Here is a 25,786-nt window from a genome sequence, read left to right as displayed (position 1 = left end):
AAAAAAGCTTATTTCTCAAGAGTGTTCTAATGCCTTTACATCACAAAGCAACTGCCGGACGCGGCATCTTCTTAGAGTTGTGGCGTGATGAACCTATCAACCGCATCAGGGGCTAAGAAGCCTGATTGCTTATTTTACGGAACGGAGACGTGCCATGAATAAGACAATCGATGCTTATCTGAATTTCATATCGAAGCTTTCGTTCCGCATTCAGCGGACACAGGAGGCCGCACGATATGGAAATCAATGTAAATATACAGACAACTACTGAAAATCATCAGTCAACCAACGACAACCACAACTACGACAACCGTCGCAGTTACAACAATCTCCCACTTAATCCGGGAGAATGCCTCGTACCAATCCGTGTAGACTGGGAAATGGTGAAACACTTCAATATGTGCCAGGACAATCTTGAGACCTGGCATATCGGACCTAACAAGGTTCTGGTAGCATTTGCTCCTGTTAAAATTGCGGACAAGCCTGCTGCCCTTAAGCAGTTCAACTCTGATGTCAGAGAACACTTTGCATCCTTTAAGACAGATGATGTTCTCTCCCTTGACCAGTTTATGGATGAAGCTACATCAGAAGATGGCAAAGGCTTCGAGCCTGCATCACCAGAAAATCTGGAAGAAACAGTTATGCTTCGTATGATTATTCAGGATCTTTTAAAGAAGATTCACGAAATCAATCCGAAGTACGGACGTATTCTCGACCTCATCTGTGAAGATTACACCAAAGGACAGATTCTTGATGAATTAGGTCTTGGTAAATCGCAAGGCTACGCTGACATCAAGGCAGCTCAGACACTTGCTAAGAAACTTTACTTCGGTAAATAAGCTTCCTGCTTAACCTAAAAACAGCGGTATCCTCAATTCCGAAGATACCGCTGCATTGTTAAATTATACGCATTTTCTAACTTCTAACTGATACTTATCATGTCCCTTAATACTTCTCACCGCTTGATTAAGCGTATTGGCTCTTCCATGCTGGTGGTATGGACACTTGAAGAAGTGTTTATGAAATATGATAAGCGACTGTTCCATCGGGTATTCCGTACAGTGCAGATACCAGTAATGACCGGTATTTCTGCTCTGGATTGTAATATCCCTATCGTCCATCAAAATGATATTGAAATACTTGGTATCAATCTTCTTAAGGCTGTTTTCATCAAACATTCGCAACCTCCTTACTGAACCAGGCTTCCAATGCCTGTTCCACTATTGCATCCACCTGGTTCGGGTCCATTCCCTCAAAATATTTCTCCACAATTCTGCTTGGAACCTTATAGCATTTCTTTTTGATGGTTTCTGTACTTAAATATCTTTTTACCATTGCCTCTGTCAGAGCACCAGAATGACTTCTAAGCTTCATAACCATCTCTATGGTGATTTTAGTTTTCTTCTCTTTCATAATCTCATATACCATCGTCTGCTCATTCTCCGGAAGGAAAGCCAGCTGTAATGCCACCTTCGTATAGAGGGCCCCTCTATCCACCATATCCTTGAAGGGTTTAATCAGGTCATTCAGCTTAAGTAATCTCCCCACAGAGCTACCGGACAATTCATATTCTTTGCCAATGGCATCCCGTGTAGTCAACTTCTGGTCACAGTGACCAGAAGTTACATCTGAGGATTTGCCCTCTAACCTTGCAATCTCATTCAAGATATCATTTCTCTTTCCCTGACAGGAGCCCTTTTCATACCTTGCCTTCAGCACTGCTGCCTTCTCCGATATTGCCAAATCCGAAAATGACCTTTGCATCAGATTCGTTTCGATTACATACACATAGGCCTCTTCCTCAGATAAATCGGTCTTCACTATTGCTGGTATTTCTTTAAGCCCTGCCAGCTTAGCTGCATTCCAACGGTTATGCCCGGAAAGCATTTCATAACCGGTATCAAGCTTCTGTACAATAACCGGATTGAGCACTCCGTGCTCCTTCACACTGGCAATCATATCTTCTAAGCGTTCTCCCTCATACAGATGAAACGGATGATCGTGAAAAGGCTGAATACTCTTCACTGGTAACATCTGAACACCTCTTGGCATTGTTACTTCTTCCATATCTCCCATCAGCAGATCCACTGCATCACCAAATACTTTTCTCTTTGAATTAGCTTTCATATGCGATTATCTCCTTTGCAAATTTTCTATATGCGATTCCTGCAGATGCCTTTTTGCTATACTGAGCAATCGGCATATTGTAGTAAATGCTCTCTCCCACCTTGACTGTTGCCGGTATCCTTGTATCAAATACTTTGATTTTTCCCTGGAAGCTTCCGGTCACTTCCTCTGTCAGAACCTTACAAAGAGTGGTTCTGCTCTCACACATAGTTAAGAGAATGCCTGCGACCTCCAACTTCGGATTGATCCGCTTCTTAATCTTTCCTACAATTCTTAGGAAATCTTGCAATCCCATCATCGCCAGAAGCTGAGGATTTACCGTAATAATCACCTCATCTGCCGCAGCCAATGCATTGATGGTAAGCATTCCCAAGGACGGACAGGTATCAATCAGTATGTAATCGTATCTGCTCTTTAACGGTTCCAGAACCTCTGCAAGCATCCTCTCCGCACCCATTTCTGTTCTAAGCTTTGCATCCACCACAGACAGATAAATAGATGATGGAAGATAATCCACGCCGTCTCTACTCTGAATATAATCCTCAAAGCTCTCTGTCACCTCTTCTTCAATCTGAGCCATCATCAGATGGCCAATCGTATATTCCAAGACTCCGGTATCCTCTACTCCGTAACAGGTAGTCAGATTTGCCTGACTATCAAAATCTACCGTCAGCACCTTCTTGCCCAGTTCCTTCAGAGAATAAGCCAGGTTAAGTGTGGTCGTGGTTTTACCCACGCCACCTTTTTGTGAACCGATAACAATAATCTTTCCCATAATTACTGCACCTCTCTTCCGTTATATTCAGTGCTACTTTCAGCCACAAACTGAGCATGGAGTTGTTCTTTCTCTGCCTGAAAACGCTTCTGGAGCTTCTTCATTTCCTTCTCCATGAATTCCGTTTCTGCCTTTGCCATTGTAGCCTTTTCTGCATCCGGAGTAATAATCAGCTTCCCATCCTCACAGCTGACACTGATGTAATCACCAATCTCAAATCCCATTTCCTTAAGCCATTGACCTTTGAGAATGATGGTAGGTGTTGCCTTGTAGTTATATCCGCTCTGTTCGTGAACCTTCATGCTTCTAATCTTCTGATTTTTCATAAGCTTGTCTCCTTTTTCAATCAAATGTCATTTTTTGAAAATCTTACATAGTCTTATGTATCAATCTGTGCTATACTTTTCACAGGCAAATCTGCCAATACACATCCTGGAGGCTGTCATGAGTGAAGAGAAAAATGGTTCCTATAAGGGCTTAACCGAAGCTCGTCGAAGAGCAAACAAAAAATATAATGATCGTTTCGTTGAAATTAAGGTTCGTGTCACCCCAGAGAAGCGTGCCATCATTAAGGACCACGCAGAAAAGATGGGTGAAAGTGCCACAGCCTTTATCAATAGAGCAATCGATGAAGCCATGAAACGCGATCAGGAATCAAATCCCGAAACGTAAAAAATCCGGTGACGTATGGATACATTTCCACACATCACCGGATGATTTTTTCTCTCAAAAATTATCTCCGTTGTGTAATTTTCTATATGAGTATATTTGCAACAAGGCTCCCCATCTGCATGTTTTTTCGTTATTTTTTTACACATTTCAAATGGTCTAAACCTGGTCTAAAACAGAACTGTGAAGCTTTCCTTTCCCCGATAAATCAAGACTTTTTAGAGAGTTACCAGTATATTGCCGTGGCATACAAAGAGTACGCGTATACTCATATTTTCTCCTTTCAAAATGCGCTATCCTGCTGTCATTTGCAGCGATTTGCGCGGTGTAAATTCTTCTTTATGTATCGGTCATTTCTATACAGAAAATGCAAAACTTAGCAAAATATTGCAAGATGTGTACAATAATCGTAGTGGAAACGTAGTAAAAAGCGGGTGGAGGTACTACTGACTTTCCTCACTTAAATGCGATTGAATTCTTTCATCAATGAGAATATTAACATTGTCTCCGACAAAAGCCTTAAATGGGAATCCATCAACATCTATTATTTCAGATTTTAATGATACTTCTACACCCAGACGCTTGCTATCATTTATTATTCTATAATCCAAAAGAGACTCTGCGCTCCCTTTTGCTTGTTTAATACAAGACAGAAGTTCTTTTTCAGTTGATACTTGTGGTAAAATTCCAAGTATCAATGCTAATTCACTTAATAACTCTTTCTTTACCGCAAAACTTTCATCTACCGTTTTATCAAGTGCAGCAAATTGCAAAGAACGAACAATGTCAGAGAATTGAGCATAGATTTGTTCATTACTTTTTTCTTCCCAATAACTAACTTCATTAGCGGCTGCAGACGGCTTTCCATTAAACGTTGTATTCGGTGAAAAAGCGTAATAACTTTCCACCGCCCCCCGTCGAAGAATAAAACATCCTAAATTTTCTAAAATATCAAACAGTACAGTAATTCTCTTCTTAAGACTTATCCACTCATGTGAATCTGGCCAAGTTGCTAGTTCATCTGCACTAACCGTAAATAACCGCGCAACCAATGCACGACGGATAATTTTATCTTCCTCTGCTTCTGGATCTCGGTTTATCCAATACGGATGTTGGTTAAAAATCGTTACCATATTCTCTTTTTGAGTTCGAATTAACTCATCTGTTTTTGTCTTTATATCCCTAATCATACTTTGAAGATCCCCATTGCCATAATCATTAGCAATGTCAGTTGCTTCAGGTAAACCCGAAAATAAATTAATAATACTATTATCATCTGTAAAGCCATCTAAATCCGTTAAGACACATACTTCTTTACCAATAAGTCTAAACAATTTTGTAATAATAGGGAACTGTCCTTTTCCTTCAACCGGAATAATTTGTGAACCTGCCACATCTAAATTTAAGTTAAGTCTATTGCAAAGATATCGACATAAAATCATATCGCTGGAACCTTCAATAAGCATTACTTTTTTAGCAAAAAAGCCCTCATTATATATAAGACTCATTCGCAAAAGAAATTCTTTCAATTTTGCGCTATTCAATTCCGGTGTATCTGGCGAAATTTGTTTAGGTAATGCATCTTTACTAAAAAACACAAAGTTACACAACTCAGATGCAGTATTTAATTCAAGCATCTCTGCAGAATGGGTTGAAATAATAATAGTTTTATTGTATCTTTTTGCAGCACTTTTCATCTCACGAAGAAGATATGATTGTAATTGCGGATGCAAAGATACTTCTGGCTCATCAATTAATAATACTTCAACCACTTCATCAAATAGGGCAGCCAAAATTGAAATAACATTAACTAATCCACTTGCTTCTGCTGCAACTGAGTATTCTTGCTCACTATCGGTCTTTCCAAAAAACACCTTCATATGTCCAGCATCCCAACGAATAAAAATATTTCTATTAAATAACACCGATAACCTCTCAGATACCTTAATAAAAACATCCTTTCGTTCGTCCATTGCAAAGAAATCTCCACTTGCAGTTTCAATTTGTAAACGAGCACGTTTTGTCGCTTGATCTCCAAGTGTATAATCATCAATGGTATAACTGTATTGATTTGTTTTTGATCTATATTGTTCCATATTTCCAATTCTATTTGATGATAAATATCGAACCTTATCGCCACCTAACTTTCTTTTCATAATATCCCTTATTTTTTTCAATGTTTGAGTCTTTCCGGAAGCATTTGTACCAACCAATATTGTTAATCCCGAATACAGTGTTATTTGAACCTCTTGGTTGCCAAAAATCTTTTCTACGTTAAACTGTAATGTATGAGGATATTCCATAGTAATCACCTTGTCTTTCTCACATAAATTATATAATACTATTTCTTCTTTGATATATTTCTACTCGCGTTGTTCAACGGATTTATTGTACCATATTTATACAAGATTCTCTATACAAAAAACGCCCTGCAACCGCAAAGCGTCTTTCGTTTTCTTCTATAATCATATCGCCTTAAACATCTTCTGCAACACCGTCTTTTCTCCCTGCGTCCGTTCCAATTCCTTTCTGGCATTCTGCAGGTCTTCCAGCCGCTTCAATTCATCCTCTGCATCCTCAAGTCCCAGATGCGTATCCGAAGTTTTCACATCACCTATGGTCTCGTTTTTTATTTCTTTCAGTGGAAGATTGGTCGTGATGATCAAAGGTCGTCCCGAACGGACCCTGCGGTCTATGACACTAAAAACAGTTCCTAATGCATATTCTGAATTTCGTTCCACTCCAAGATCATCAATAACCAAAAGCTGGTAAGAAGCCAATGCATTGATATATTCCGTTTTGTCTGCCAGCGGAAATATATCATCGATAATAGTATTGAAATTTGTCATCTTTACTGTTACTTCCTGCTTAAGAAGTTCATTGGCAATGCACCCGGCAATAAAACTTTTTCCAGTGCCAACCGGCCCCCAGAACAAACAGCCTATATGATTTCTTTTCATTTCATCCCAGTTCTCAACATAGTTTTTTGCTCTATGCATGACTGCATCTGATATATCTGCATTCTCAAATGTCCACTCTTCCATTCTGCTCTCATCAAAACAGATGCTCGTATTTCTGCAGACTAATTCCCGGTGCTCTTTGTCTTTAAAATATTTTTGTTCTGCTTCATATGCTTTTCTGTCACAGGCACATTGCCTGGAATGTTTCTTCATTCCCATAAAGACACCCTCGGGAAAAAAAGCTTCTTTCGCTTCCTCACAGACTTTGCAGTATCGCAAACCATCACTGCCTACACATACGGTATCTTCTTCTCTCATCACAAACTCTCTCCTTCTCCATAGCAATAATTTACTTCATGATATTTATTTCTTTTATATTTCTCAGTTACTTTACTAGGTGCCATATTTCCGACTCCTGCACAGCCATTTTTACGACCAGATGATAGTTGCTTTTCCGACTTTATCGCAGCCATCTTTTCATCCGCCTTATCGTCAACCGGCTGTAAAACTATCTCATCAGATGGAATTCTCACATACAAATGATTGGGTTTTGAAAATCCGCCGGACTTGCGAAACACTAATCCCACATCATCTAATTCCTTCAATGCTGTTTTTACAGAAGATTTACATTTGCCGATTTGAACAGACAATTCCTCTATTGGAAAGATCAGATAAACATTTCCATACTTGTCTATCCAGTTATTCTTTCTCGATATCCGCGCCCGGTCATACAAAATCATATAAAGGAATTTTGCAGTTTGAGAAATTCGCAGTTTTAGCAAAAACTTCGGAAACTGGAAGTACTGAAGCATCTGCTCTGACTCCTTCATGTATTCATATTTCATTCTTTTCTCGCCTCGTTTCTGTTTCTAACTGTTGTAAAAATCATTTTTATGCCGGCTCAAAAAATGTCCTTACACATATTCAAAAGATGAAGGGCATAAATACAGGCTCTTGATGAAAATTTTTTATTTTTCCTGCAAAAATACCCTTTCATTAATACGAAACGCTGAGAGGCATTTTTACAGCCCCCTGAGGAAAATTTTTTTATTTTTTCGGTTAATTGAATACTTAAAAACAAAAAAACACTCACCTATTCCAGGTGAATGCCTTATCAAAATTTCCTTATTTTGTTGTCTGTGACGCTTACTCAGATATGCTCGCGTATCTGCTAAAATATAATTGCCAGCAATTATATTTTCACGTGGGTATGGGGACGTAATCCCCATCAAGTCTGCTACTCGTAAGTAATACAAAATTATCAAAATGACAATACTGTAATACACGAGTGGATCTTGCTCTGGTATTTTCTCCTCATCAAATCGGTTTGTGATATTTGGATGCTACTCTAAAAATATTATGATGTTCACTAATCATTATGAACTCTTGTCTTTTAAGCATATCTTTATTAGATTTATATGTCATTTTATGATAGAATTAATTTTGAAGAGGAGGTATTATTATAGACTATTTATCGGCAGCAAAAATGAGATATTATTCAAAAGATAACTCTGAAAACATCATAAAAAATTTAAACAAGAAACTTTCTGCTAATATTTCAGCATAGTAATGTCATAGAAAAAGTATCATTTCAGTAGTAAAATACTGGCTAAAAGCAGACAGTATTTGGAGAGTACCGTTTAGACATCAGGAGGTAACATAATGGGTAAGAACACGACGAATGATATGACGCAGGGAAACTGCATGCGTTTACTGGTACAGTTTTTTCTGCCGATCCTGGCAGGAAATCTGTTTCAGCAGTTATACAGCTTTGCAGACTCTATGGTGGTGGGAAAAGGAATTGGCGATACGGCACTTGCAGCAGTCGGAAATACCGGTTCCGTACATTTTCTGATCATTGGTTTCGCAATTGGGCTGACAGGAGGATTGGGAATCTGTATTTCTCAGTCTTTTGGAAGTGGCAATTATGAAAAACTTCGTAAGGAGCTGGCAATGTCTGTCTGGATCTGTCTGGCTATTGGGATTGTGATCACAGTGGTAAGTCTGGCCTTCATGCGGCAATTATTTACATTTCTCCATACACCGGAAGATCTGATGACGGAAACACTGCAATATTTCGGAACAATTCTTGCGGGAACCACCATTACAATTTTTAATAATTTTGCCATGACACTTCTGCGTTCCGTCGGAAACAGCCGGGTGCCTCTGGTTGCAATGATAATTTCCGCCATTGCTAATGTTCTGATGGATCTGTTATTCGTTTTTCCGCTGCATATGGGTGTTTTTGGCGCAGCGTTAGCCACTGTTCTGGCACAGGTTCTGTCTGCGCTTTACTGCTGTTACTACATAGGAAGGGAAAAAAATCTGATCCCGAAAAAAACGGACTGGAAACCACAGAGTGTGATCATCAAAAGACTGACATTGAAAGGTCTGCCTGTTGCCGTTATGAATTCTGTCACTGCAGTGGGTGGAATGGTGTTGCAGACATTTGTCAACAATATGGGAACAAGCTATGTGGCTGCCTATGCGGCATGCACCAAGATCCTCAGTCTTTTTGAACAGCCGGCAAATACAGTAGGCCTGGCACTTCTTACTTTTGTGGGACAGAATTATGGTGCCGGAAAAAAGGAGCGGATACGTACCGGTATCCGGGAAGGAGTTATCCTGACGATCCTGATAAATATTCCACTGGCTTTGATGTTGCTGTGTATTCCTGAGTTTCTGACTTCTTTCATGTTGAATGATGCGTCGATTATTTCTTACACAAGAGATTTTCTGGCGGTTACTGGCATCTGTCTGTTTCCTCTGGGATGGCTGTTTGTGTTCCGCAACGGGTGTCAGGGCATGGGACATACGTTTGTTCCGATGCTTTCAGGAGTCCTGGAAGTGTCTCTTCGAGTGGTCATGGTAAAGCTGCTGACTCCATATCTGGCTTTTCGTGGTGTTGCTCTGGCAGAAGTATCTGCCTGGATCGGCGCCTGGATCATGTTGATGATCACTTACTGGATCTATCAGGAAAGAACGGATTCTTTTCGGTAAGTCTGAGGAGAACATCCTACCTTGGTGCGAAACTGTCGATTGAAATTTGAAAGGTTATGAAATCCGGTATCGAAAGCAATGTCGGAGATACTGCGATCCGTATTGCGCAGAAGATCGCATGCTGATCGGATACGTACCTGATTCAGATATTCAATGGCTCCGAGACCGAAATTCTGTTTGAAACAGCTCATAAAGTAACTGCTGCTCATATGAGCGATCTTTGCCAGCTGCTCTATGGTGACAGATTCAGAATGATGTTTCTGTATATAAGTGAGAACAGGCCGAAGTGTTTCGGTCATCCGAGATTCTGTCGAAACCGTGTGTTCGGTGCAGAGTCCCGGTGTCGATGCCAGCAGATAAAATAAGCGAAGCAGTTCGCTTTTCAGTAACAGATCAGACGTTGCAAGATTTTTGTGCGCACACTGCATAATAGTCCGGACCGAATCATGGAGTTCATGATACCCCGGGGGGTCCTGAGATACAGGGACCAGAACTCTTTGTCTGGAAGAAAAGATCGGCAGCAGAATATCTGTATAACAACGGTCATCGTAACTTCCCACCAGCATATTCTGATGAAAAACAATGGTATCATAAAAAAAAGAGCTGTGCTCATCCGACATGATAGCATGAAGGACGTTGGGCTGGATCAGAACGATGTCTCCTGGTTTGGCAGAGATGGTCTGATCCTCGTATTTGAAAAAACCATTTCCAGATTTTATGTAATTTAATTCCATTTCACTGTGCCAGTGCAGCGGTACACTCGTAAAATAATCCGGTATACCGCAGTCATAGTAACTGTATGGAACCTGAATGGATCCGTGCTGGCACTTTTCTTTTATCGCATAAAGATTCTGATAACGCAGATACGCAACAAGAACCTTTTTCAACAGGTCTGCTGTAATCTTAGTAGCCCGAATACAGAACGTGACCGTTTTCTGAGTTACCTCTTCCTGCATAACTTTTCCCTCCTTTCAGCGATTCAACTGCTGTCCAGATCAATAATCATGGCAATCACCCCCTTTAATGAAAAAAGACAGATTAACCGGTAATCAGGTTCTGCACCTGTACGAGTTTTTCTGTCCCTTCTTCTTTTCTCTTATCTTCTCCACCACAATAGATGGGAACACACATTTCAAGTATTCTACTGTAAATACGCTGATGGGCAGTATCCAAATCTGTGGATTTCATTTCATTCAGTCCCAGATTCGTTTTTACGATCAGCGGAAGCATTTTACAATAACGGCTATCTATCACATTATAGACCTGCTCCAAAGCAAACTCGGAATTTCGTTCTATTCCTAAATCATCAATAATCAGCAGCGGATAATCCACAAGATTTTGTATGATCTGGTTCTTACCAAACATATCTTATTCTCCATTGTAAAAATTATACATCTCTTACAATCATATATTATTTTAAAATGCTTTTTTCCGCAAGAGCTTTTAACAATTAAACAACCTTTATCTTCTTACCTAACTATCCATTTATACCGTTCTATTTTATAACTACTATATGGTAGGTGTATACCGTCAGATAAATTCCTATAAACCTCAAATATTCTTTCAAATTACAAATTAATACATTATATCATCTAATAAGTTTTACTTTCATTTTCCCACATGATCATGAGGCTTTTTCATTCAAATTGTGCGATTATATGTAAAAAGCGTAGGATTTCTCCCACGCATTTATATTATTATTTCAGCTTTTCCAATCCGATCTTCCAAAGGTGTAAATAAGGTGTAAATTCTACATTTCCATCCAAGGAACCCAATAAACTCAAGGCTTTTGCTCCGTCCCTTAAACACTGCCGTGGCATACGAAAAGTACTCGAATCATTGTTTTTTCTCCTCTCAAATTGCCTTGAAATGCCGTATTTTGCAAGGTTTTATCAGCATTTCAAGGTATCGTAGTTTTCTTCTCATTTACTACATTTTTTGCAAAAAAGTGCAAAATGAAGCAAATCATTTCCATCTGTAGTAGTTAAATCGTAGTCAGTTTAGGGGGTGCAGACTACTGCTCAAACAAATTTCCCAACTTAATTAATCTTCTAATATCTTTAAAATGCAGTGCTAAAATCTTTCTTCACTTTAATCATTTAACTGCATTACATGAACATCCATATCCAATATTATAGGAACATGCATAATAAAATACATTCAGTGATTTCTCCGTTATTTCGGATAAAAAATGCTGATACAGAAACCGGATGGAATGTGCAGATTCTAAGGTTAGTATGGATAATATCAGCAGAAATAAGGTATCTGCTGTTGGAACAGAAAAAGTTTCAAAATAAATCAAAAAATATTGATGAAGTCTACCAATCAGTGTTTTTTCGTTGTATATTGTTTTTGTCGTACAGGGTCACTTTCCTTTGTAATGTTTTGGGTCAAATTCATTATACATCAGAAAGTCCTGTACGATATTTTTTTATGAAAAAGTTGTAAAGTGGTGATCATTATGAAAAAAATAGAGAAAATTGGAAAAATCCCTTCAAGTCCGTAAAGTTGTTGTATCCTCCAGTGCAATCGTTCAATCCTTTTGCAGAACGGACGAGAAATCCCTTAGAGTTCATCATGTCGAAATCTATGGGGTGGTTCCTGCATTCATGGAATGAAAAATATGCATACTTTTTTTGTTTCGTTGTCCTTAAAATATCCGCACATATCGTAATGCCCCGTCTCAAAGGTAATAAGCCTTAATCCATATTTTGCGGCATTAATTTTCATGCTATTTTTCATGTCATTTGCAAAATCTATAAATTCCTTGGAATTTTTTCCCATAGTCATCTTTTATTGTTTTTCCCTGATATTTTCTGTATAGTTCTTCCAAAACGTTTTCCTTTCATATTCTGAACTTTTGAAATGATGTCGCCATTGATAACATTTTTATTATACAGGAATGTGGCGGTAATCGCAAACACAATCCACAATACAAAATGATATTCTTTTTTTCTGGATGTTTCTGTGATATACTTATGCGCGGTCGTATCAGACCGGAAAGGAAATATTATGTTACAAAAATTATATGTTTTTTTCAGGAAAGAAACCGTTTTGTCAATTGCAGTGATCCTGGCGCTTCTTTCTATGTTCTGGGTCAGACCGGATAAGGCTTATTTTACTTATATCGATTTCAGGACTCTCGGGCTCCTCTTCTGTTTGATGGCAATTGTAGCTGGTTTGAAGGCTGTTGGTGTTTTTGATATACTTGCCAAAAAATTGCTTATGGGAACATCGGGAACTGTGGGTGTGATCAGGCTGTTGGTACTCTTATGTTTCTTCCTGTCAATGGTGATCACCAATGATGTGGCATTGATTACTTTTGTTCCTCTTGCACTGATCATTGTGCATAAACTGCCAAAGGAACTGGGCAATTACTGGCTTCTTAAAATTGTAGCCATGCAGACAATCGCTGCTAATCTCGGAAGCATGCTCACACCAATCGGAAATCCGCAGAACCTTTATCTATATGCCAGAGCAGGGATGTCCGCGGCAGAATTAATAACCCTGATGCTTCCCTATTCCGCCACAGCACTTATCCTTCTTCTGATATGGATACAGGTAGCCGCTGCCAAAGCACCTCACGTATGCGGTTCCGAAAAAGATAAAACTCTTTTGGGATTCTCTGACAGAAAAGAACTTAACATGGAATACCTGGCCGCTTACCTGATCTTATTTACAATCTGCCTGCTCACTGTTGCACGTATCATTCCATACCAGATTCCTCTTGTATTGGTTCTTATATATATGCTGCTAAGAAACAGGGAAAATATAAGCAGGGTGGATTACTCCCTGCTTGCCACCTTTATCGCATTATTTATTTTTATCGGCAACCTTGGAAGGATTCCGCAATTCAGCAGTTTTCTGGAAAGAATCATGGCAGGAAGGGAAACACTTACTGCTGTTCTTGCCAGTCAGATTATGAGCAATGTTCCCGCTGCGCTTCTTTTATCCGGCTTTACAGATAATTGCCGGGCTTTAATTGTCGGAACCAATATTGGAGGTCTCGGCACTCTGATTGCATCCATGGCAAGCCTGATAAGTTTCAAATATATTGCAAAAGAAAACAGGAATCTGAGAGGGAAGTATTTGGGAATATTCACAGCCTCCAATATTATATTCATGATATTCATGTTAATATTGTATTTTTTTCTTAGATAAAGGTTTTCCCGGAATTACAAAAGCTATAGCAATTCTTTCTTCGCAAAAAATTCTCCGCGGCACTCTCACATCCTGGAAGAAAAGCCGCGGAGAAATAAATATATTTTCGGTGCCAATACAAAGATCATTAATCTTTACACCACTTTACAACTTTTTCATAAAAAAATATCGTACAGGGCTTTCTGATGTATAATGAGTTTGCTCCAACAGCAGATATTTTGTTTTTTTAACTTGTACTAAATCTTGACATAGGACCAGTTCCCAAAACCAGAAGTCGAACACCATTATTTTCTTTTCCGTAAATTTCAGGAATATCATCCACTTTTGGATTGACTTTATAAAAAGTATTACTTTTATCTGCACCTGTTCTCTCCTCGATCAACCCTCTCATTTTACTGATAGGCGTAATACTCTCCAGTTCTTCCTCTGAAAAACCCAGTGCAAGTCCAAGATTTGCATCTGGATCCACATCTACAGCAAATACTTTTTTCCCTTCTTCTGCATACAGCCGTGCTAATACTGCAGATATCGTGGTTTTCCCTACTCCGCCTTTTCCAGTTACAGCAATTTTCATCTGTTGTCTCCTTAAATGCTTCTTACTCCACTTCCTCCAGTTCTGTTCCTTCTGGAAGAATATATCCGCAGTTATCACATACTCCATCCTCTGCAAGTATCCCGTCTTTCACAAAGGCTTCAATGCCTCCCGGTTCATGACAGCGTGGGCAATCTAATTCCTGTATCTTTTTCTGATTTCTTACATCCTGGCAATTGGAAAATTCAATTTTACCCATAGTGATTCCTCCATTTTCATTCCATATCAATTTGTCTTCGCAAAAAAGTTCCTACTATACGGGAAAAATTGCTGATATTACGAATATAGGCAAAATCTTTTCCATAGATTCTCTTTTCCACGGAGAGTTCTTCTTCATTCCCTACAAAAATACCAATTACGAAAATTCCCTGATTTCTGGCCCGACGCACCTCATATGCAGTATCTTTCACAGCTCCTTCTCCGTCATAGATCTTGGGCTGGCGGGTTCCTAGTCGTTGTATGCTCATATCACAGGGTTTTCCATCACTTAATACGATTAAAATCTTATTTTTTTCCGGTCGCTCCATGAGAGAGGAACAGACTGTTTTCAGTGCAAGCCCATCTCTGTTATTGGCATACGCCCGAAATTGAAAGATTCTTTCATTTGTTTCCCTTGGATCTTCATAATCCCGAAATCTCTGAAGTACTGTATATCCCCAGAAAGCACAGTATCCTGTCACCCGATGAGGAATTCCTGCCTGGCTTAATGCTTCACTGATAATATATCCCTGTGCCGCTACCTGAGCCTGTCTGCCAGCTTGGGAACCACTGGAATCAATCAGGACATCTATTACAAACTCAGAATCTTCTGATCTCTTTTTTCTATTAAATAACTTGTCATCGTCTGTTCTTCCAATTTTCCATAACCTTTCAGGAACAAGCTGCCCTGCATCAGATCTGCTGACAAAATCATCCTTTCGGATTATAAATGCCCGTTTCAGTGACTCTGCCAACTCAGAAATATTTCTTTTGATGATCCAGTGATTATTTCCATAATAGGCTTTATTTTTTTCAAACTGCAGCTGAGAAAAACGGTATTGATTATTTTTTATCACAGGGTTCTGTAAAATTCCATCTGTAAGATACAGGATACAGTTTTTGTGGATTCCTGTACAAAATTTCCGGTTGACTCTGGCCTGCTCCGATTCACTTAGATACGATTTTCCGTAATTCAGTTCCACATATTCCCGTATCCGTCGCACTGCCTGTGGATTTATATTCTCCGGGCTTTCCGGAACTTCTTCTTTTTCCGGAGAAAAATAAGATCTTTTTTTCTTTTTGTTTCTGATATCCAGACTCATCATCTTTTTTTTGAGATTAGAAAGATATTTTTGAATGATGTCCTCCATCTGTTCATCCGTCATGCATTCCTGCCACGCATCATTGGCCAATGCCATATCCGGTAAATTCAAAATCTTCTCCAGATTTCCATTCCTTTTTTCAAAAGAGGGATCCAGAACATGATTATAAATCTCATCTATCACGTTTATGACCTCTTCCGTATTTTCCGCATCCTTCAGAGAAAGAATCTTGTACAATGCAATCTCTGCCTGTGGATCCATTCCCTCATCGTCTGTGTTCTCCAGAACATGCCTTATATACAGAAGCCTAATCCTGTGAATCAGGTCTGTTCCAGCTTTGTCTGATACCTGCTCTTCCTCGGCCTTTTCCAATTTTCTGAACGCCTGTTCTCTGATTTCCTTTGTTCCCAAACGTTCTCGAATGATAAACCGATTCACTGCAGCATCCATGCATAATCCGGCAAGAGGCAAAAGCATATCTTCTCCAGCAGAAAAATGTAATTTTTTCATCAAATACATGCCAAGTTTCTTCTGATCAAAATATCGTGCAAAGGCACCCTGCTTCACTGCCTCATACAGAACCGTTTGTTTTGAATAAACATATTTTTCTGTATCCGGTTCAAATTCCATATCATAATCACCACTGACTGTCCAAAAAAGATTTCTGATACGATTACTGATCTCCAGACGATGTTCTTCCAGTTGTTCCGCCGGCCATCTGACATCCTCCATACAAGCTTACCCCCATATATCTTTTCCGGTCCAGGAAGATGGGATTCTGGTAGAAACCACATCTTCTACGATCTCTTTTTCAAATACATCAAAACTTTTATTTATGATCCCCATCTGGATTGCATCAATTGGAGAAAGTCCGCTTCTTGTTGCTTTTACAGCAGAAACCAATCCTCTCAGGTCAAGAGATTTTGTTGAGATTTCTCCATGATAAGCTTTGATCTGCAAATCCAGAAACAGTCCTGCAAATGCTTTCAGTGCACTTTTTTTCCCATCTGGAAAATGTTGTCTTAATACAAAAAGGACACTATCCTCATCCATTTCAGGCATATCAATTACCATAAACCTTGAAACCAATGCTTCATTTAGCTCTCTGGTACCTGCGTAACCATAATTCATCGTGCCGATAAATCGTGTTGCCGGATGAAGTAAAATTCTGTTATATCCTGGAATATCGATTCTGCGCCTATGATCCAGTGTGGCATGCAATACAGAAACCGCATCATTTTTTGCCATATTGATTTCGTCCAGGATTCCAAATCCTCCAAATTCCGCGCATTGGTAGATGGGGCCTTTCCGAAGACGAACCTCATTATTTATAAAGGTATCCGTTCCGATCAGATCGGCACTGTCTGTATTTACATGAAAAGAAATGTCGTATTCCGGTCTTCCGAATATCCATGCCAGTGTCTCGCATAGTACATTTTTTCCTGTAGCTTTCGCACCGGAAAGTAACAGGTTATCTCCCTGAAGAAGCGCTGCTATTGACATTTCCAGAATCTTTTTCCCATAAAATAGGATATCCGGTTTTTCTACTCGTTCCTTTACCTGATCCTTTACCTCATAACGCATGTGAAAATCTCTCAGTTCTCCAATCAGTTCCTGCGCTATCTTCTGGTCTTCTAAATATTTTTCTATTTCTGTCCAATGATTTCTCATGAGGATTTTCCTTTCTTTGCAATTGGTTATACCAAATCAGATAATATTTCTGTTTACTCAATCTTCAAACTTTCAATCCTCCAGCTCACAATCCTAACTTCTTTACAATTTCTCCCAGTGCACTTCTTACAGGAGAATCTTTCGGAAGCCGTATGATCGGCTTTCCATCACAGTCATACTGATATACCTGGTCATCATGTGGTACAACCCCTAACAGTTCCAGTCCCTGATTTCGGATTTCTTCCAGAGTTCCGGCATCCAATTTTCCATCTGGAACACGATTCACGATCAATCCGGTTTTCTGTGGTTTAAAGTTTAACTCCTTCATCAGCTTTGCAATACGTCCGGCCGCCTGAACACCTCTTCTTGAACAGTCACTTACAAGAATCGCAACTTCCATCATTGGCAGGATTCCTCTGCTGATATGTTCCATACCTGCTTCGTTATCAACCACAATATATGGATAATGGCTTTGCAGTTTCTGAACCTGGGTCTGCACAAGACCATTTACAAAACAATAGCAGCCCTGTCCCTGGGTTCGCCCCATTACCATCAAATCATAATCATCTTCTTCTGCAATTGCATCGGAGAGACGCATTTCCAGATAAGCCTGTTTTGTTATTCCTGTCGGAATCTGATACCGTGGATCAACTCCTGCACGTTCAATCTCTTCTCTCAGTTCTCCGAGTGTAATCTCCGGTTCAACGCCGAGCACTTCATTCAAATTCGCATTTGCATCTGCATCTACAGCTAAAACCGGATGTTTTCCATTTTCACATAAATATTGAATCAACAATCCACAAAGGGTTGTTTTCCCTACACCGCCTTTTCCTGATACAGCAATTACATGTCCCATGTTTTTCCTCCTAAAATTCTGAACAATCTGTTGACTTTTTCTTTAAATCTCATTATAGTTGTTACTATATAAATTACAATAATCAATCTGTGAGATTTGTATGGCTACTCAACACATCAGAAAAATTGTTGAGGAATCATATGATACCAAATAATACAGGAGTATATAATGTCAGAAAAAACGAGAAAACAAGATCGCCGTACCCGCTATACCAGGCAAACCATAAAAGATACGTTCTTAGAATTGTTAAAGCAGAAGAGTTTTACGAAAATTACAGTTACAGAGATCTGCAAAAATGCTGAAATCAACCGTGGCACTTTTTATCTTCATTACTACGATATCCATGATGTATTATCAGATATTTTTAATGATATGACTCAGGATATGTTAACAACTGTAGATCATTTATTCTGTCTAAATCAAAAAAGCTGTTCCTATCCGTTCTGTCAGAAAATACAGATGGAATCACAATACAGGGCACTGTTTCTGGATGATGCAATTGCCCCCATTCTTCTGGAAAAATTAGCAGAAAATACAAAAGAAGGCTATGTGACCTGGCTTATGTCACACAGCCTCCTGACCTTTGAGCAGGCAGAATCGGTTTTTTATTTTCAAATGAATGGCTGCCTTTCCATCAACAGACTGATGCTACGCAATCACTGTAATGACTGGAAACAGATTCAGACAACAATTGACAAATTTATCAAAGCCGGACTGGAAAGTTTTCTGATCCATGATCAGAGGGAAGAAAATGCTTCCGATAATTTTTGCAGCAAAATTTCTCCAACTGTTACCGCATCTTCTACACTCAGATAATGATCGGCATGATCCTGAAGAAATATTTTGCCAGATGCAGGAAATTCTTCATCTGCAAACCATATCTTTAAAGTTACCGGATATCTTGGCAGAACTGGAAAAACAGCACACAGATCCGCCTTTGTCTCTGTGAATTCTGCACCCAGGTTTTTACATGCTTTCTGAATTTTCTCAGGATCTTTATCCTGCAAAAGCTTTTCCAGTTTCTGCTCTGCAGTCCGGTCAAACTTGGTTCCTCGAATCATTCCATCTTTCAGGTTACCAAAAGTAATGAGCTTCTGTGAACCTTCTGTTCCATCCGCCATATCCAGATAATGCAGCAATGTCAGATAATGCCATTCGTCCATGTTTGAGTTAATACGAAACTCAGGGAGTTGAATTTCAATCGTTTCATAAAAACTCAGTACTTCAAGCACATTTCGACTGCTATGAAAAACAGCCCCACTTTTTGCAGCAAGATCCTCTCCGGAACGATTTTGCAGCCGTTTTACTGCTGCCTGCAACATTTCCTGAAATGCACGATTTTCTGTTTGATTTTTGTATTCCATAAGCTCTCCTTTGTGAACATTTATAGTATCATGTAATAATCAATGTTTATACAAGGATTTTGGTGTTCTCATAAATCTAACTTTGTCCGGATTCTCTTTTATCCATTCCTGGACAAAACTCATTACCTCAGTCATAGTTTCATAGATTTGTCTACGATCAGCATATTATACACTCCTCCGTAAGTTTCATTACTGTGTTGACTTTTCCTTTAAATTTCATTATAGTTGTAATTATATTATTTACAATCATCAAAATAATAAATATGCACAGTTTCTCAACACATTGAAAAGAACTGTTGAGAACTTGAAATGTTTTAGACAAACCAGAAATATTTTTGTCTCAAAAATGTGAAAAAAAATCATTATATCATACTATAAGGAGTTTCTTATCATGAAATATTCAACAAAATTAAGCGATACTGTTCATGTGATGGTTCTGATTGCTATCAACCAGGAAAAATCTCTCTCCAGTGCCTCAATTGCAGAAAGTGTCCATACAAATCCCGGCTTTGTACGCCAGCTTATGTTAAAACTAAAAAAAGCCGGACTTATGACCAGTGTAGCCGGACATGCCCGTCCTTCTCTTTCAAAACCAGCAGATCAGATTACATTGCTGGATATTTATAAAGCAGTTGAAGGTGAGAAGCCGCTGCTTCATTTAGATACTCATACCAACCCTGATTGCGGCGTTGGCATTAATATTCAGTTGTCTTTACAGGAATTCTATAATGAAATCCAAAAAACTGCTGAAGAAAAAATGAATATGATTACTTTACAGGATATCATAAATACCTATTATCAGCGAACATCTATCCTCAATATCTCCCCGGTTAGCCATCACGGTTAAATTTTCATCCCGATTTACGGAAAGTGTTCCTACTACATCCGGTTCACCTTCCTTATGACCGGATTCAGGTTTCCCATAAATACTTCCTGCACAGCCGGATCAGGATTATCAAATCTTGCATCTATGGCTATCTGCATTTCTCTGCGTACCTCTTCTGGTGTTGTGTTGTACTTTTCTGCAATCTTTTCATTTATTATGAGTGTAGACATGCACAGTTTACGCTTTCATCTCGGTAATTGATTGCCGAGGATTCCTGCTTTTTATCCTAAAAAATTATACGGGACAGACTTTTTCTTCTCTTATCCAGAATATACGTCTGTCCAGAGCGGCGAAAATGTTAAAGCAGCCTGATCGTTCTGTTACTGCTGTCATGGAAGAGATCGGTTATTCCAACATTACGCATTTTTATAAAATTTTTGAGAAAAAGTTCCATATGACACCAGCGGAATACCGAAATACTTTATAAGTCCTGTATGTGTCTTATCTGTATACAATAGAAAAGAAAAAGCCTTATAATATTACTGCAAATAATATGTCCCTCAAATATGATTTTTAGATTGACTGTTCCTTAAGGGGCTATATCATTTACGACAAATATTATAAGGCTTTATATATTTTTACAGTTTCATAGCACTGCGGATGCAGTTCTCAATATATTCTTCTCCCAAATCTGTATTCAGGCTGAGATCAAAGTTTCCGGCTGCACCCCACATACGGCGGGTGTAATAACGGTAGTTATCTGCACGGAGTTTTTCATTTTTCTGAACCGTAGCTTTGGCTTCTCCCTCGGAGATATTCTGTCTCTGTGCCACTCTTCTAATTCTGCTCACAAGAGGCGCTGAAAAAAATACTTTCAGACAGTTTCCGGAATTTCTGAGAACGTAATCTGCACAACGGCCTACTATCACGCAGTTGCCTTTTTTCGCAAGATTACGTACAACCTGACATTCTGCCTCGAAAATCTTATCCTTCGGTGCTTCATCCTGCATATCCGCATTCAGATACATCTGATTAACCAGATCATAGATGAGACTGTTTGTCATGATCTCTTCGTTTTTCTTGATAAATTCCGGTGTGTATCCGGTGGTTCCTGCTGTCATCTGGATAATCTCCGCATCATAAAAATCATATCCCAACTTTTCTGCAAGAATCTTGCCAATATCGTGGCCGCCACTTCCAAACTGTCTTCCAATGGCGATAACATTTTTTCCATAGGTTCCTGCTGTCTGTTCTTTTGCTTCGTTCTCGTTTTCTGCAGATACGCTTTCCAGGAAAATCATATCTTTCAGGAATACAAGTTTCTTACCGATGAGTCTGGCGATAAAGCCTACCAGAAGGGCAGCAATAACGGTACCTTCTCTTACACCAGCCAGTCTTCCTGCAAATACGAAAGAAAGTACAGCAGCGATCACTGACATGGATACATCAAAACAGATCTTGGTTGTTCCGAAATTTGTTTTCCATGTAAGAACAATAGCACGGACAAAAGATTCTCCCGGAAGCATGACAACGTCTGCCAAGACCTCCATATATACACCTACGCCAAGAATCAGACATCCGATGAGAAGATATACAATCTTCATGATGTACGCTTCCGGATTGACCCAGGAAAAAAGAATCATGGTAAGATCAATAAAATATCCAAATATGATGGATACCGGAATCTGAAGGATGTGCTCCAATTTAAAGTTCTTTCTCAGGATGATCAACTGCAGTACGATCAGAAAGATACTGAAAAAGATGGTAAAATTTCCAAGTGTAAATGGAAAATTAAGACTTAATACGTAAGGAATTGATGAAATCGGGGATGTTCCTAGGTTTGCCTTTGTGATCAGACTGACTCCCAGGGAGTTTACAAACAATCCCACCAGAAATATTAAATATCGTTTTCGTTTCTCCATTTTTTATTTCCCCCTCATTTCATATCTGCAAGATTTCGATAGATCCGGCAAAAAATATCCATAAACAACTTCTGCTCTTCTTCGGAAATACCATTTAATGCAGTTTTTTCTATCTTCTTAAAAGCCTCCTCCACAAGCTTCTGATTTTTCTTTCCGGATTCTGTCATAAAAATATGAAAAGTACGACGGTTTCCATTGAGCATTTTTCTTTCGATCAGACCTTTTTCTTCCATACGGTTCAAAATGGACGTTAAAGATCCTGCCTCGATGAGGCATCCTGCCGCAATCTCTTTCTGGCTGGCACCATCGTGATCTTTCAGGTAATCCAATACTTTGGGCTGTCCCAAGGTAAGGCCTGTGTCTGCCAGCTGTTCCATTAGTTTTTTCTGGACAGTCATATGGTTTATCATAGACAGGTAGTGAAATGAATCATCCATTTATTATTTAGCTCCTTCTTTTATCATATAAATAGTTATAATTCAAACATTTAGAATTATAACTATATTCGTGGTGTATGTCAATAACTTTTTCACCACTATTTTCCTCTTCTATTTGTTTGCAAAAAGAGCCATAAGATTTTCTTTTCAAAATCTTACAGCTCTTCTATCATGTTGCATCCCAAACATCATCTATATTTACATGTAATATCTGCACAAAATCCCATGGGTTATTTTCGGGTTATTTTCTAACCGCCTATGCCTTCCAGACCTTGATTTTACTGGCTTTTTGAAGAATCTTTCAAAGAGTGCCGTGGCAGATGAAAAATATTTTTATCATTGTTTTATTTCTCCTTGATTTGCCCGGAAATGCCCTGTTTTGCAATGGATTTCGGGGATTTGTGAAATGTGTGTTTTAGCTGCCATCTTGGCAAAATGGGGCAAGATTAAGCAAGTTATTGCGTGATCTTATCATTTCCAAGCAGAATACCAAACAAAGCATATCCCAGCATTCCTGCCTCATATCCTGTCAGTGTAAAGGGAAAATAGACATCTTTTTCTTTTACAAGTTTACAAAGCAGCCTTCCTGCAAAAATCCCACCTGCGGTCACTACGAAGAAGGTAACCGGAAATATCACAGTATCTGCTTTAATACTTGCCCGATAAAAAGTATAAAACAATGAGATTGGAAGTGTAAAATTCATAACCAATGCCTGAAGTCCTTCAATTCCCTCTGGGCGGATCAGTTTTTTCTCTCTGCAGATTATCCCAATAATAAGCATTATGATCACGGGTAAAATTACTTGTAATAAACTTACTATTGTTCAGCCTCCCGTACCTGTTTCTCAGCATTCCACTGCTACTTTAATCACACCATCTCTCTTATTTTCGAACAATTCATATGCCTCTTCAATCCTGTTTAACGGATAGGTATGCGTAATCAGCGGTTCCGTGTTGATCTTACCTTCTGATATCAGCTTCAGAATTTCTTCGCAATCGCAGCCATCCACTCCACCTGTTTTAAAAGTGAGATTTTTACCATACATATCTGGGAGTGGTAACATCTGCGCTTTATCGTAAAGCGCAACCACTGTCACGATTGCATTTGGTCGGGCACATTCCCACGCCAGTTTAAATGTCGATTCTGCTCCGGCAACTTCAAGGACTGCATCAGCTCCACCATGCTCACTATTAGTCTTAACAAACTCTTTACAGTCTTCCGGTGAAACAGTAAGAGTTTCCGGATAATGCTCATTAATAAAGCGAATACGTGTCTCGTCCTTTTCACATATAATGATCTTCGCTGGATTTTTCAGCATAACACTAAGTAAAGTACATATTCCTGTTGGACCGGCTCCAATGATCAGTACGGTATCTTCCTCTGTGATTTCAGAAATACGTGCTGCCCAATAACCAGTAGCAAGAACATCTCCTACCAGTAAAGCCTGTCTGTCCGTAACACCTTCCGGGATTTTATTCAATCCCTGATCTGCAAAAGGAACCCGGACATATTCTGCCTGTCCCCCATCGATACGACAGCCAAGTGCCCAGCCACCATTCTTGTCGGTACAATTGTTTACATATCCTTTCTTACAGAAAAAACACTCTCCGCAAAAGGTTTCTACATTTACAGTCACCCGGTCTCCCGGTTTTACATGCGTCACCTTAGAACCGACTGCCTCAACAATACCTACCATCTCATGGCCAACTGTAATTCCCGGGACTGCACGCGGAACACTTCCGTGTTTAATATGCAGGTCACTGGAACAGATGCTGGCCAGTGTCACCTTTACAATGGCATCTCGTTCATGCATGAGCACTGGTTTCGGTTTTTCCATTAGTTCAAATTTTCCCTTTGAAACATATGTATAAGTCAGCATTATTTTGCCCCCATCTATTAGAATGTATGCTAGTAAAATATCCGGTACGGAACACATCTGTTCTTATACCGGATATTTCTAATTCTATTTTGTATACACTGTTTTACCTCTTGCTATTACCTCAACAAGCTGCAGGTCCTGATCCAGGATACAAAGATCCGCATCATAGCCCTCTTCAATCTTTCCTTTTCCATTAAGGCGAAGGATTTCTGCCGGATTGGATGTTATTGTTGAAAGTGCAATTTCCAACGGGATATCCGCTTTAAACACACACTCTTTAACTTCCTTCAGAAGGCAGCTGGACTGTCCAACGCCCATTCCAAAGAATTCGCCATCACTACTGTACATCGGAAGGCTTCCCTGTCCATCAGAAGAAATTGTCATGCGGTTAGGATTTACTCCTGCATCTAACATCCGTTTGATACCATTACATACTCGTACCTCATCACAGATAGTTTCCCAATAGTCAATATCTTCATTTCCGGTAAAATCTACTGCTCCGCCTTTCAGCGCATATTCCATTGACTTGCAGAAAAGCAGCTCATTTCGATTGATATGTGTTGGCAGTATTTGAGAAGTCGGTATCTCTGTCTCATCTACCACCCGTTCAATAAGATCTAAGCATCTCGGACTGTCACCAAGATGAACATTTACAATACCAGCTTTCCCGGAAAGAACACCACCAAGTCTTGTATCCGCAACGACACGTACAAATTCCTCAAAAGTCGGCTGTGAAGACCGATGATCAGAGATCGCGATTTCTCCAGTTCCAATGATTTCCTGAATCATCATAATATCTTTCACAATACTGTCAGTCAACGTACGAACCGGAATCTGATAACTGCCTGTATAACAGTATGCAGACATTCCCTGCTCATTCAATCCTTTTGTCTTTGCAACCAGTGCACATATATCACGACCGATCCCATCTGTTCCAAGACAGCCAACAACTGTTGTTACTCCAAACTTCGTAAGTCCTTCCATAGTTGCTTCCGGAGTACGATTGGCGAATCCACCTTCGCCACCGCCTCCTAGTACATGAACATGACTATCAATGAATCCCGGAGTTAAAAGTAACCCCTCTCCATTGATCATTTCTGCCTCAGAAAGAAATCCGTCTGCGGATATAGAACCTGCATCTTTAATCTTAATAATCTTATCATTGATCATAAGTACATCTTTTTTCCCCAGATGCTGTGGAGCATAAACATCAATATTCTGAATTAATTTCATCATAAATCACTC

Annotated in this window: 27 protein-coding genes; 7 read left to right on the top strand and 20 right to left on the bottom strand. The window is 39.3% G+C overall.

Features of this window, described 5'->3' with window-relative positions; translation table 11 throughout:
- Positions 1-236: 236 nt before the first annotated feature.
- Positions 237-839 (top strand): hypothetical protein, encoded by a 603-nt coding sequence (locus CCC17_RS03965; RefSeq protein ID WP_055052396.1) that lies wholly within the window; start codon positions 237-239, stop codon positions 837-839.
- A gap of 63 nt (positions 840-902) precedes the next feature.
- Here the strand turns inward: CCC17_RS03965 and CCC17_RS03960 are convergent, their stop codons facing one another.
- The 4 genes from CCC17_RS03960 to CCC17_RS03945 are packed head-to-tail and all read right to left on the bottom strand — an operon-like array spanning position 903 to position 3,228.
- On the bottom strand, positions 903-1,178 hold the full coding sequence (locus CCC17_RS03960) for a hypothetical protein (RefSeq protein WP_055052397.1): 276 nt from the start codon (positions 1,176-1,178) through the stop codon (positions 903-905).
- Positions 1,171-2,127, bottom strand: coding sequence for a ParB N-terminal domain-containing protein (locus CCC17_RS03955; protein ID WP_287082536.1), 957 nt, complete (start codon positions 2,125-2,127; stop codon positions 1,171-1,173). Before CCC17_RS03955 ends, CCC17_RS03960 begins: the two co-directional genes overlap by 8 nt.
- A complete protein-coding gene (locus tag CCC17_RS03950; RefSeq protein ID WP_055052399.1) occupies positions 2,117-2,902 on the bottom strand; it encodes a ParA family protein in 786 nt (261 codons plus the stop codon). Before CCC17_RS03950 ends, CCC17_RS03955 begins: the two co-directional genes overlap by 11 nt.
- 2 nt (positions 2,903-2,904) lie before the next feature.
- Positions 2,905-3,228, bottom strand: a complete 324-nt coding sequence (locus tag CCC17_RS03945; RefSeq protein ID WP_287082535.1) for a SymE family type I addiction module toxin — start codon at positions 3,226-3,228, stop codon at positions 2,905-2,907.
- A 118-nt stretch (positions 3,229-3,346) separates the two neighbouring features.
- On the opposite strand from CCC17_RS03945, the gene CCC17_RS03940 reads away from it, so the two are divergent.
- Entirely contained in the window at positions 3,347-3,574 is a 228-nt protein-coding gene (locus tag CCC17_RS03940) for a hypothetical protein (RefSeq protein WP_009266066.1), read from the top strand.
- A 440-nt stretch (positions 3,575-4,014) separates the two neighbouring features.
- Here the strand turns inward: CCC17_RS03940 and CCC17_RS03935 are convergent, their stop codons facing one another.
- The 3 genes from CCC17_RS03935 to CCC17_RS03925 form a co-directional block, all read right to left on the bottom strand.
- Positions 4,015-5,874, bottom strand: a complete 1,860-nt coding sequence (locus tag CCC17_RS03935; RefSeq protein WP_287082534.1) for an ATP-dependent nuclease — start codon at positions 5,872-5,874, stop codon at positions 4,015-4,017.
- Positions 5,875-6,036: 162 nt separating this feature from the next.
- A complete protein-coding gene (locus CCC17_RS03930; RefSeq protein WP_287082533.1) occupies positions 6,037-6,849 on the bottom strand; it encodes an ATP-binding protein in 813 nt (270 codons plus the stop codon).
- Entirely contained in the window at positions 6,849-7,376 is a 528-nt protein-coding gene (locus CCC17_RS03925) for a replication initiator protein A (RefSeq protein ID WP_287082531.1), read from the bottom strand. Before CCC17_RS03925 ends, CCC17_RS03930 begins: the two co-directional genes overlap by 1 nt.
- An 817-nt stretch (positions 7,377-8,193) precedes the next feature.
- On the opposite strand from CCC17_RS03925, the gene CCC17_RS03920 reads away from it, so the two are divergent.
- Positions 8,194-9,531 carry an MATE family efflux transporter gene (locus CCC17_RS03920; RefSeq protein ID WP_173740196.1) on the top strand — a complete coding sequence of 446 codons (1,338 nt, stop codon included), beginning with the start codon at positions 8,194-8,196 and terminating at the stop codon, positions 9,529-9,531.
- Here the strand turns inward: CCC17_RS03920 and CCC17_RS03915 are convergent.
- Positions 9,504-10,487: a helix-turn-helix domain-containing protein gene (locus CCC17_RS03915; protein ID WP_015524511.1), complete on the bottom strand. Its 984-nt coding sequence runs from the start codon at positions 10,485-10,487 to the stop codon at positions 9,504-9,506. The two genes, CCC17_RS03920 and CCC17_RS03915, sit on opposite strands and share 28 nt — an antisense overlap.
- Before the next feature lie 82 nt (positions 10,488-10,569).
- Complete coding sequence (locus tag CCC17_RS03910; protein ID WP_243874510.1) at positions 10,570-10,896, bottom strand: ATP-binding protein; 327 nt, start codon at positions 10,894-10,896, stop codon at positions 10,570-10,572.
- Between the two features lie 1,647 nt (positions 10,897-12,543).
- Between CCC17_RS03910 and CCC17_RS03905 the strand changes: the two genes are divergently transcribed.
- The gene (locus tag CCC17_RS03905; RefSeq protein ID WP_287082530.1) at positions 12,544-13,692 is read left to right on the top strand and encodes an SLC13 family permease; all 1,149 of its coding nucleotides are present in this window, start codon (positions 12,544-12,546) and stop codon (positions 13,690-13,692) included.
- 226 nt (positions 13,693-13,918) lie between these two features.
- On the opposite strand, the gene CCC17_RS03900 is transcribed toward CCC17_RS03905, so the two are convergent.
- From CCC17_RS03900 to CCC17_RS03880, 5 genes are all read right to left on the bottom strand, one after another.
- A complete protein-coding gene (locus CCC17_RS03900) occupies positions 13,919-14,266 on the bottom strand; it encodes a nucleotide-binding protein (RefSeq protein ID WP_330577277.1) in 348 nt (115 codons plus the stop codon).
- Between the two features lie 22 nt (positions 14,267-14,288).
- Complete coding sequence (locus tag CCC17_RS03895; protein WP_015524507.1) at positions 14,289-14,483, bottom strand: hypothetical protein; 195 nt, start codon at positions 14,481-14,483, stop codon at positions 14,289-14,291.
- A gap of 16 nt (positions 14,484-14,499) precedes the next feature.
- On the bottom strand, positions 14,500-16,317 hold the full coding sequence (locus CCC17_RS03890) for a cobaltochelatase CobT-related protein (protein WP_287082529.1): 1,818 nt from the start codon (positions 16,315-16,317) through the stop codon (positions 14,500-14,502).
- Positions 16,318-16,323: 6 nt separating this feature from the next.
- Complete coding sequence (locus CCC17_RS03885; RefSeq protein ID WP_015524504.1) at positions 16,324-17,256, bottom strand: AAA family ATPase; 933 nt, start codon at positions 17,254-17,256, stop codon at positions 16,324-16,326.
- Between the two features lie 85 nt (positions 17,257-17,341).
- A complete protein-coding gene (locus CCC17_RS03880; protein WP_015524503.1) occupies positions 17,342-18,112 on the bottom strand; it encodes an ATP-binding protein in 771 nt (256 codons plus the stop codon).
- 168 nt (positions 18,113-18,280) lie between these two features.
- Between CCC17_RS03880 and CCC17_RS03875 the strand changes: the two genes are divergently transcribed.
- Positions 18,281-18,928, top strand: coding sequence for a TetR/AcrR family transcriptional regulator (locus CCC17_RS03875; RefSeq protein WP_059085498.1), 648 nt, complete (start codon positions 18,281-18,283; stop codon positions 18,926-18,928).
- On the opposite strand, the gene CCC17_RS03870 is transcribed toward CCC17_RS03875, so the two are convergent.
- Positions 18,850-19,476: a DUF3786 domain-containing protein gene (locus CCC17_RS03870; protein ID WP_015524501.1), complete on the bottom strand. Its 627-nt coding sequence runs from the start codon at positions 19,474-19,476 to the stop codon at positions 18,850-18,852. The two genes, CCC17_RS03875 and CCC17_RS03870, sit on opposite strands and share 79 nt — an antisense overlap.
- A gap of 391 nt (positions 19,477-19,867) precedes the next feature.
- Here CCC17_RS03870 and CCC17_RS03865 point away from each other — a divergent pair, with 391 nt between their 5' ends.
- Both CCC17_RS03865 and CCC17_RS15165 read left to right on the top strand, forming a co-directional pair.
- On the top strand, positions 19,868-20,323 hold the full coding sequence (locus tag CCC17_RS03865; RefSeq protein WP_059085497.1) for an Rrf2 family transcriptional regulator: 456 nt from the start codon (positions 19,868-19,870) through the stop codon (positions 20,321-20,323).
- Between the two features lie 226 nt (positions 20,324-20,549).
- Positions 20,550-20,789 (top strand): helix-turn-helix transcriptional regulator, encoded by a 240-nt coding sequence (locus CCC17_RS15165; RefSeq protein ID WP_110102405.1) that lies wholly within the window; start codon positions 20,550-20,552, stop codon positions 20,787-20,789.
- A 151-nt stretch (positions 20,790-20,940) separates the two neighbouring features.
- Here the strand turns inward: CCC17_RS15165 and CCC17_RS03855 are convergent, their stop codons facing one another.
- From CCC17_RS03855 to iadA, 5 genes are all read right to left on the bottom strand, one after another.
- Entirely contained in the window at positions 20,941-22,224 is a 1,284-nt protein-coding gene (locus CCC17_RS03855) for a cytidylate kinase family protein (protein ID WP_059085496.1), read from the bottom strand.
- 14 nt (positions 22,225-22,238) lie between these two features.
- Entirely contained in the window at positions 22,239-22,661 is a 423-nt protein-coding gene (locus CCC17_RS03850; protein WP_015524496.1) for a MarR family winged helix-turn-helix transcriptional regulator, read from the bottom strand.
- A gap of 455 nt (positions 22,662-23,116) precedes the next feature.
- Positions 23,117-23,452 carry a hypothetical protein gene (locus CCC17_RS03845; RefSeq protein ID WP_330577276.1) on the bottom strand — a complete coding sequence of 112 codons (336 nt, stop codon included), beginning with the start codon at positions 23,450-23,452 and terminating at the stop codon, positions 23,117-23,119.
- Between the two features lie 54 nt (positions 23,453-23,506).
- On the bottom strand, positions 23,507-24,541 hold the full coding sequence (locus CCC17_RS03840; RefSeq protein WP_044960967.1) for an alcohol dehydrogenase: 1,035 nt from the start codon (positions 24,539-24,541) through the stop codon (positions 23,507-23,509).
- Between the two features lie 84 nt (positions 24,542-24,625).
- A complete protein-coding gene (iadA, locus tag CCC17_RS03835; protein WP_287082560.1) occupies positions 24,626-25,774 on the bottom strand; it encodes a beta-aspartyl-peptidase in 1,149 nt (382 codons plus the stop codon).
- Positions 25,775-25,786 lie beyond the last annotated feature (12 nt).

Source organism: Blautia sp. LMAG:36, from assembly GCF_008680535.1.
GTDB classification, from domain to species: Bacteria; Bacillota; Clostridia; order Lachnospirales; family Lachnospiraceae; genus Blautia_A; species Blautia_A fusiformis.
This window is presented reverse-complemented; position numbering and strand designations above follow the sequence as displayed.

Excerpts from the sequence above, each read along its gene's own strand:
- CCC17_RS03965 (WP_055052396.1), top strand. The coding sequence starts at position 237 with ATGGAAATCAATGTAAATATACAGACAACTACTGAAAATCATCAGTCA.
- CCC17_RS03960 (WP_055052397.1), bottom strand. The coding sequence starts at position 1,178 with ATGTTTGATGAAAACAGCCTTAAGAAGATTGATACCAAGTATTTCAAT.
- CCC17_RS03955 (WP_287082536.1), bottom strand. The coding sequence starts at position 2,127 with ATGAAAGCTAATTCAAAGAGAAAAGTATTTGGTGATGCAGTGGATCTG.
- CCC17_RS03950 (WP_055052399.1), bottom strand. The coding sequence starts at position 2,902 with ATGGGAAAGATTATTGTTATCGGTTCACAAAAAGGTGGCGTGGGTAAA.
- CCC17_RS03945 (WP_287082535.1), bottom strand. The coding sequence starts at position 3,228 with ATGAAAAATCAGAAGATTAGAAGCATGAAGGTTCACGAACAGAGCGGA.
- CCC17_RS03940 (WP_009266066.1), top strand. The coding sequence starts at position 3,347 with ATGAGTGAAGAGAAAAATGGTTCCTATAAGGGCTTAACCGAAGCTCGT.
- CCC17_RS03935 (WP_287082534.1), bottom strand. The coding sequence starts at position 5,874 with ATGGAATATCCTCATACATTACAGTTTAACGTAGAAAAGATTTTTGGC.
- CCC17_RS03930 (WP_287082533.1), bottom strand. The coding sequence starts at position 6,849 with ATGAGAGAAGAAGATACCGTATGTGTAGGCAGTGATGGTTTGCGATAC.
- CCC17_RS03925 (WP_287082531.1), bottom strand. The coding sequence starts at position 7,376 with ATGAAATATGAATACATGAAGGAGTCAGAGCAGATGCTTCAGTACTTC.
- CCC17_RS03920 (WP_173740196.1), top strand. The coding sequence starts at position 8,194 with ATGGGTAAGAACACGACGAATGATATGACGCAGGGAAACTGCATGCGT.
- CCC17_RS03915 (WP_015524511.1), bottom strand. The coding sequence starts at position 10,487 with ATGCAGGAAGAGGTAACTCAGAAAACGGTCACGTTCTGTATTCGGGCT.
- CCC17_RS03910 (WP_243874510.1), bottom strand. The coding sequence starts at position 10,896 with ATGTTTGGTAAGAACCAGATCATACAAAATCTTGTGGATTATCCGCTG.
- CCC17_RS03905 (WP_287082530.1), top strand. The coding sequence starts at position 12,544 with ATGTTACAAAAATTATATGTTTTTTTCAGGAAAGAAACCGTTTTGTCA.
- CCC17_RS03900 (WP_330577277.1), bottom strand. The coding sequence starts at position 14,266 with ATGAAAATTGCTGTAACTGGAAAAGGCGGAGTAGGGAAAACCACGATA.
- CCC17_RS03895 (WP_015524507.1), bottom strand. The coding sequence starts at position 14,483 with ATGGGTAAAATTGAATTTTCCAATTGCCAGGATGTAAGAAATCAGAAA.
- CCC17_RS03890 (WP_287082529.1), bottom strand. The coding sequence starts at position 16,317 with ATGGAGGATGTCAGATGGCCGGCGGAACAACTGGAAGAACATCGTCTG.
- CCC17_RS03885 (WP_015524504.1), bottom strand. The coding sequence starts at position 17,256 with ATGAGAAATCATTGGACAGAAATAGAAAAATATTTAGAAGACCAGAAG.
- CCC17_RS03880 (WP_015524503.1), bottom strand. The coding sequence starts at position 18,112 with ATGGGACATGTAATTGCTGTATCAGGAAAAGGCGGTGTAGGGAAAACA.
- CCC17_RS03875 (WP_059085498.1), top strand. The coding sequence starts at position 18,281 with ATGTCAGAAAAAACGAGAAAACAAGATCGCCGTACCCGCTATACCAGG.
- CCC17_RS03870 (WP_015524501.1), bottom strand. The coding sequence starts at position 19,476 with ATGGAATACAAAAATCAAACAGAAAATCGTGCATTTCAGGAAATGTTG.
- CCC17_RS03865 (WP_059085497.1), top strand. The coding sequence starts at position 19,868 with ATGAAATATTCAACAAAATTAAGCGATACTGTTCATGTGATGGTTCTG.
- CCC17_RS03855 (WP_059085496.1), bottom strand. The coding sequence starts at position 22,224 with ATGGAGAAACGAAAACGATATTTAATATTTCTGGTGGGATTGTTTGTA.
- CCC17_RS03850 (WP_015524496.1), bottom strand. The coding sequence starts at position 22,661 with ATGGATGATTCATTTCACTACCTGTCTATGATAAACCATATGACTGTC.
- CCC17_RS03840 (WP_044960967.1), bottom strand. The coding sequence starts at position 24,541 with ATGCTGACTTATACATATGTTTCAAAGGGAAAATTTGAACTAATGGAA.
- iadA (WP_287082560.1), bottom strand. The coding sequence starts at position 25,774 with ATGAAATTAATTCAGAATATTGATGTTTATGCTCCACAGCATCTGGGG.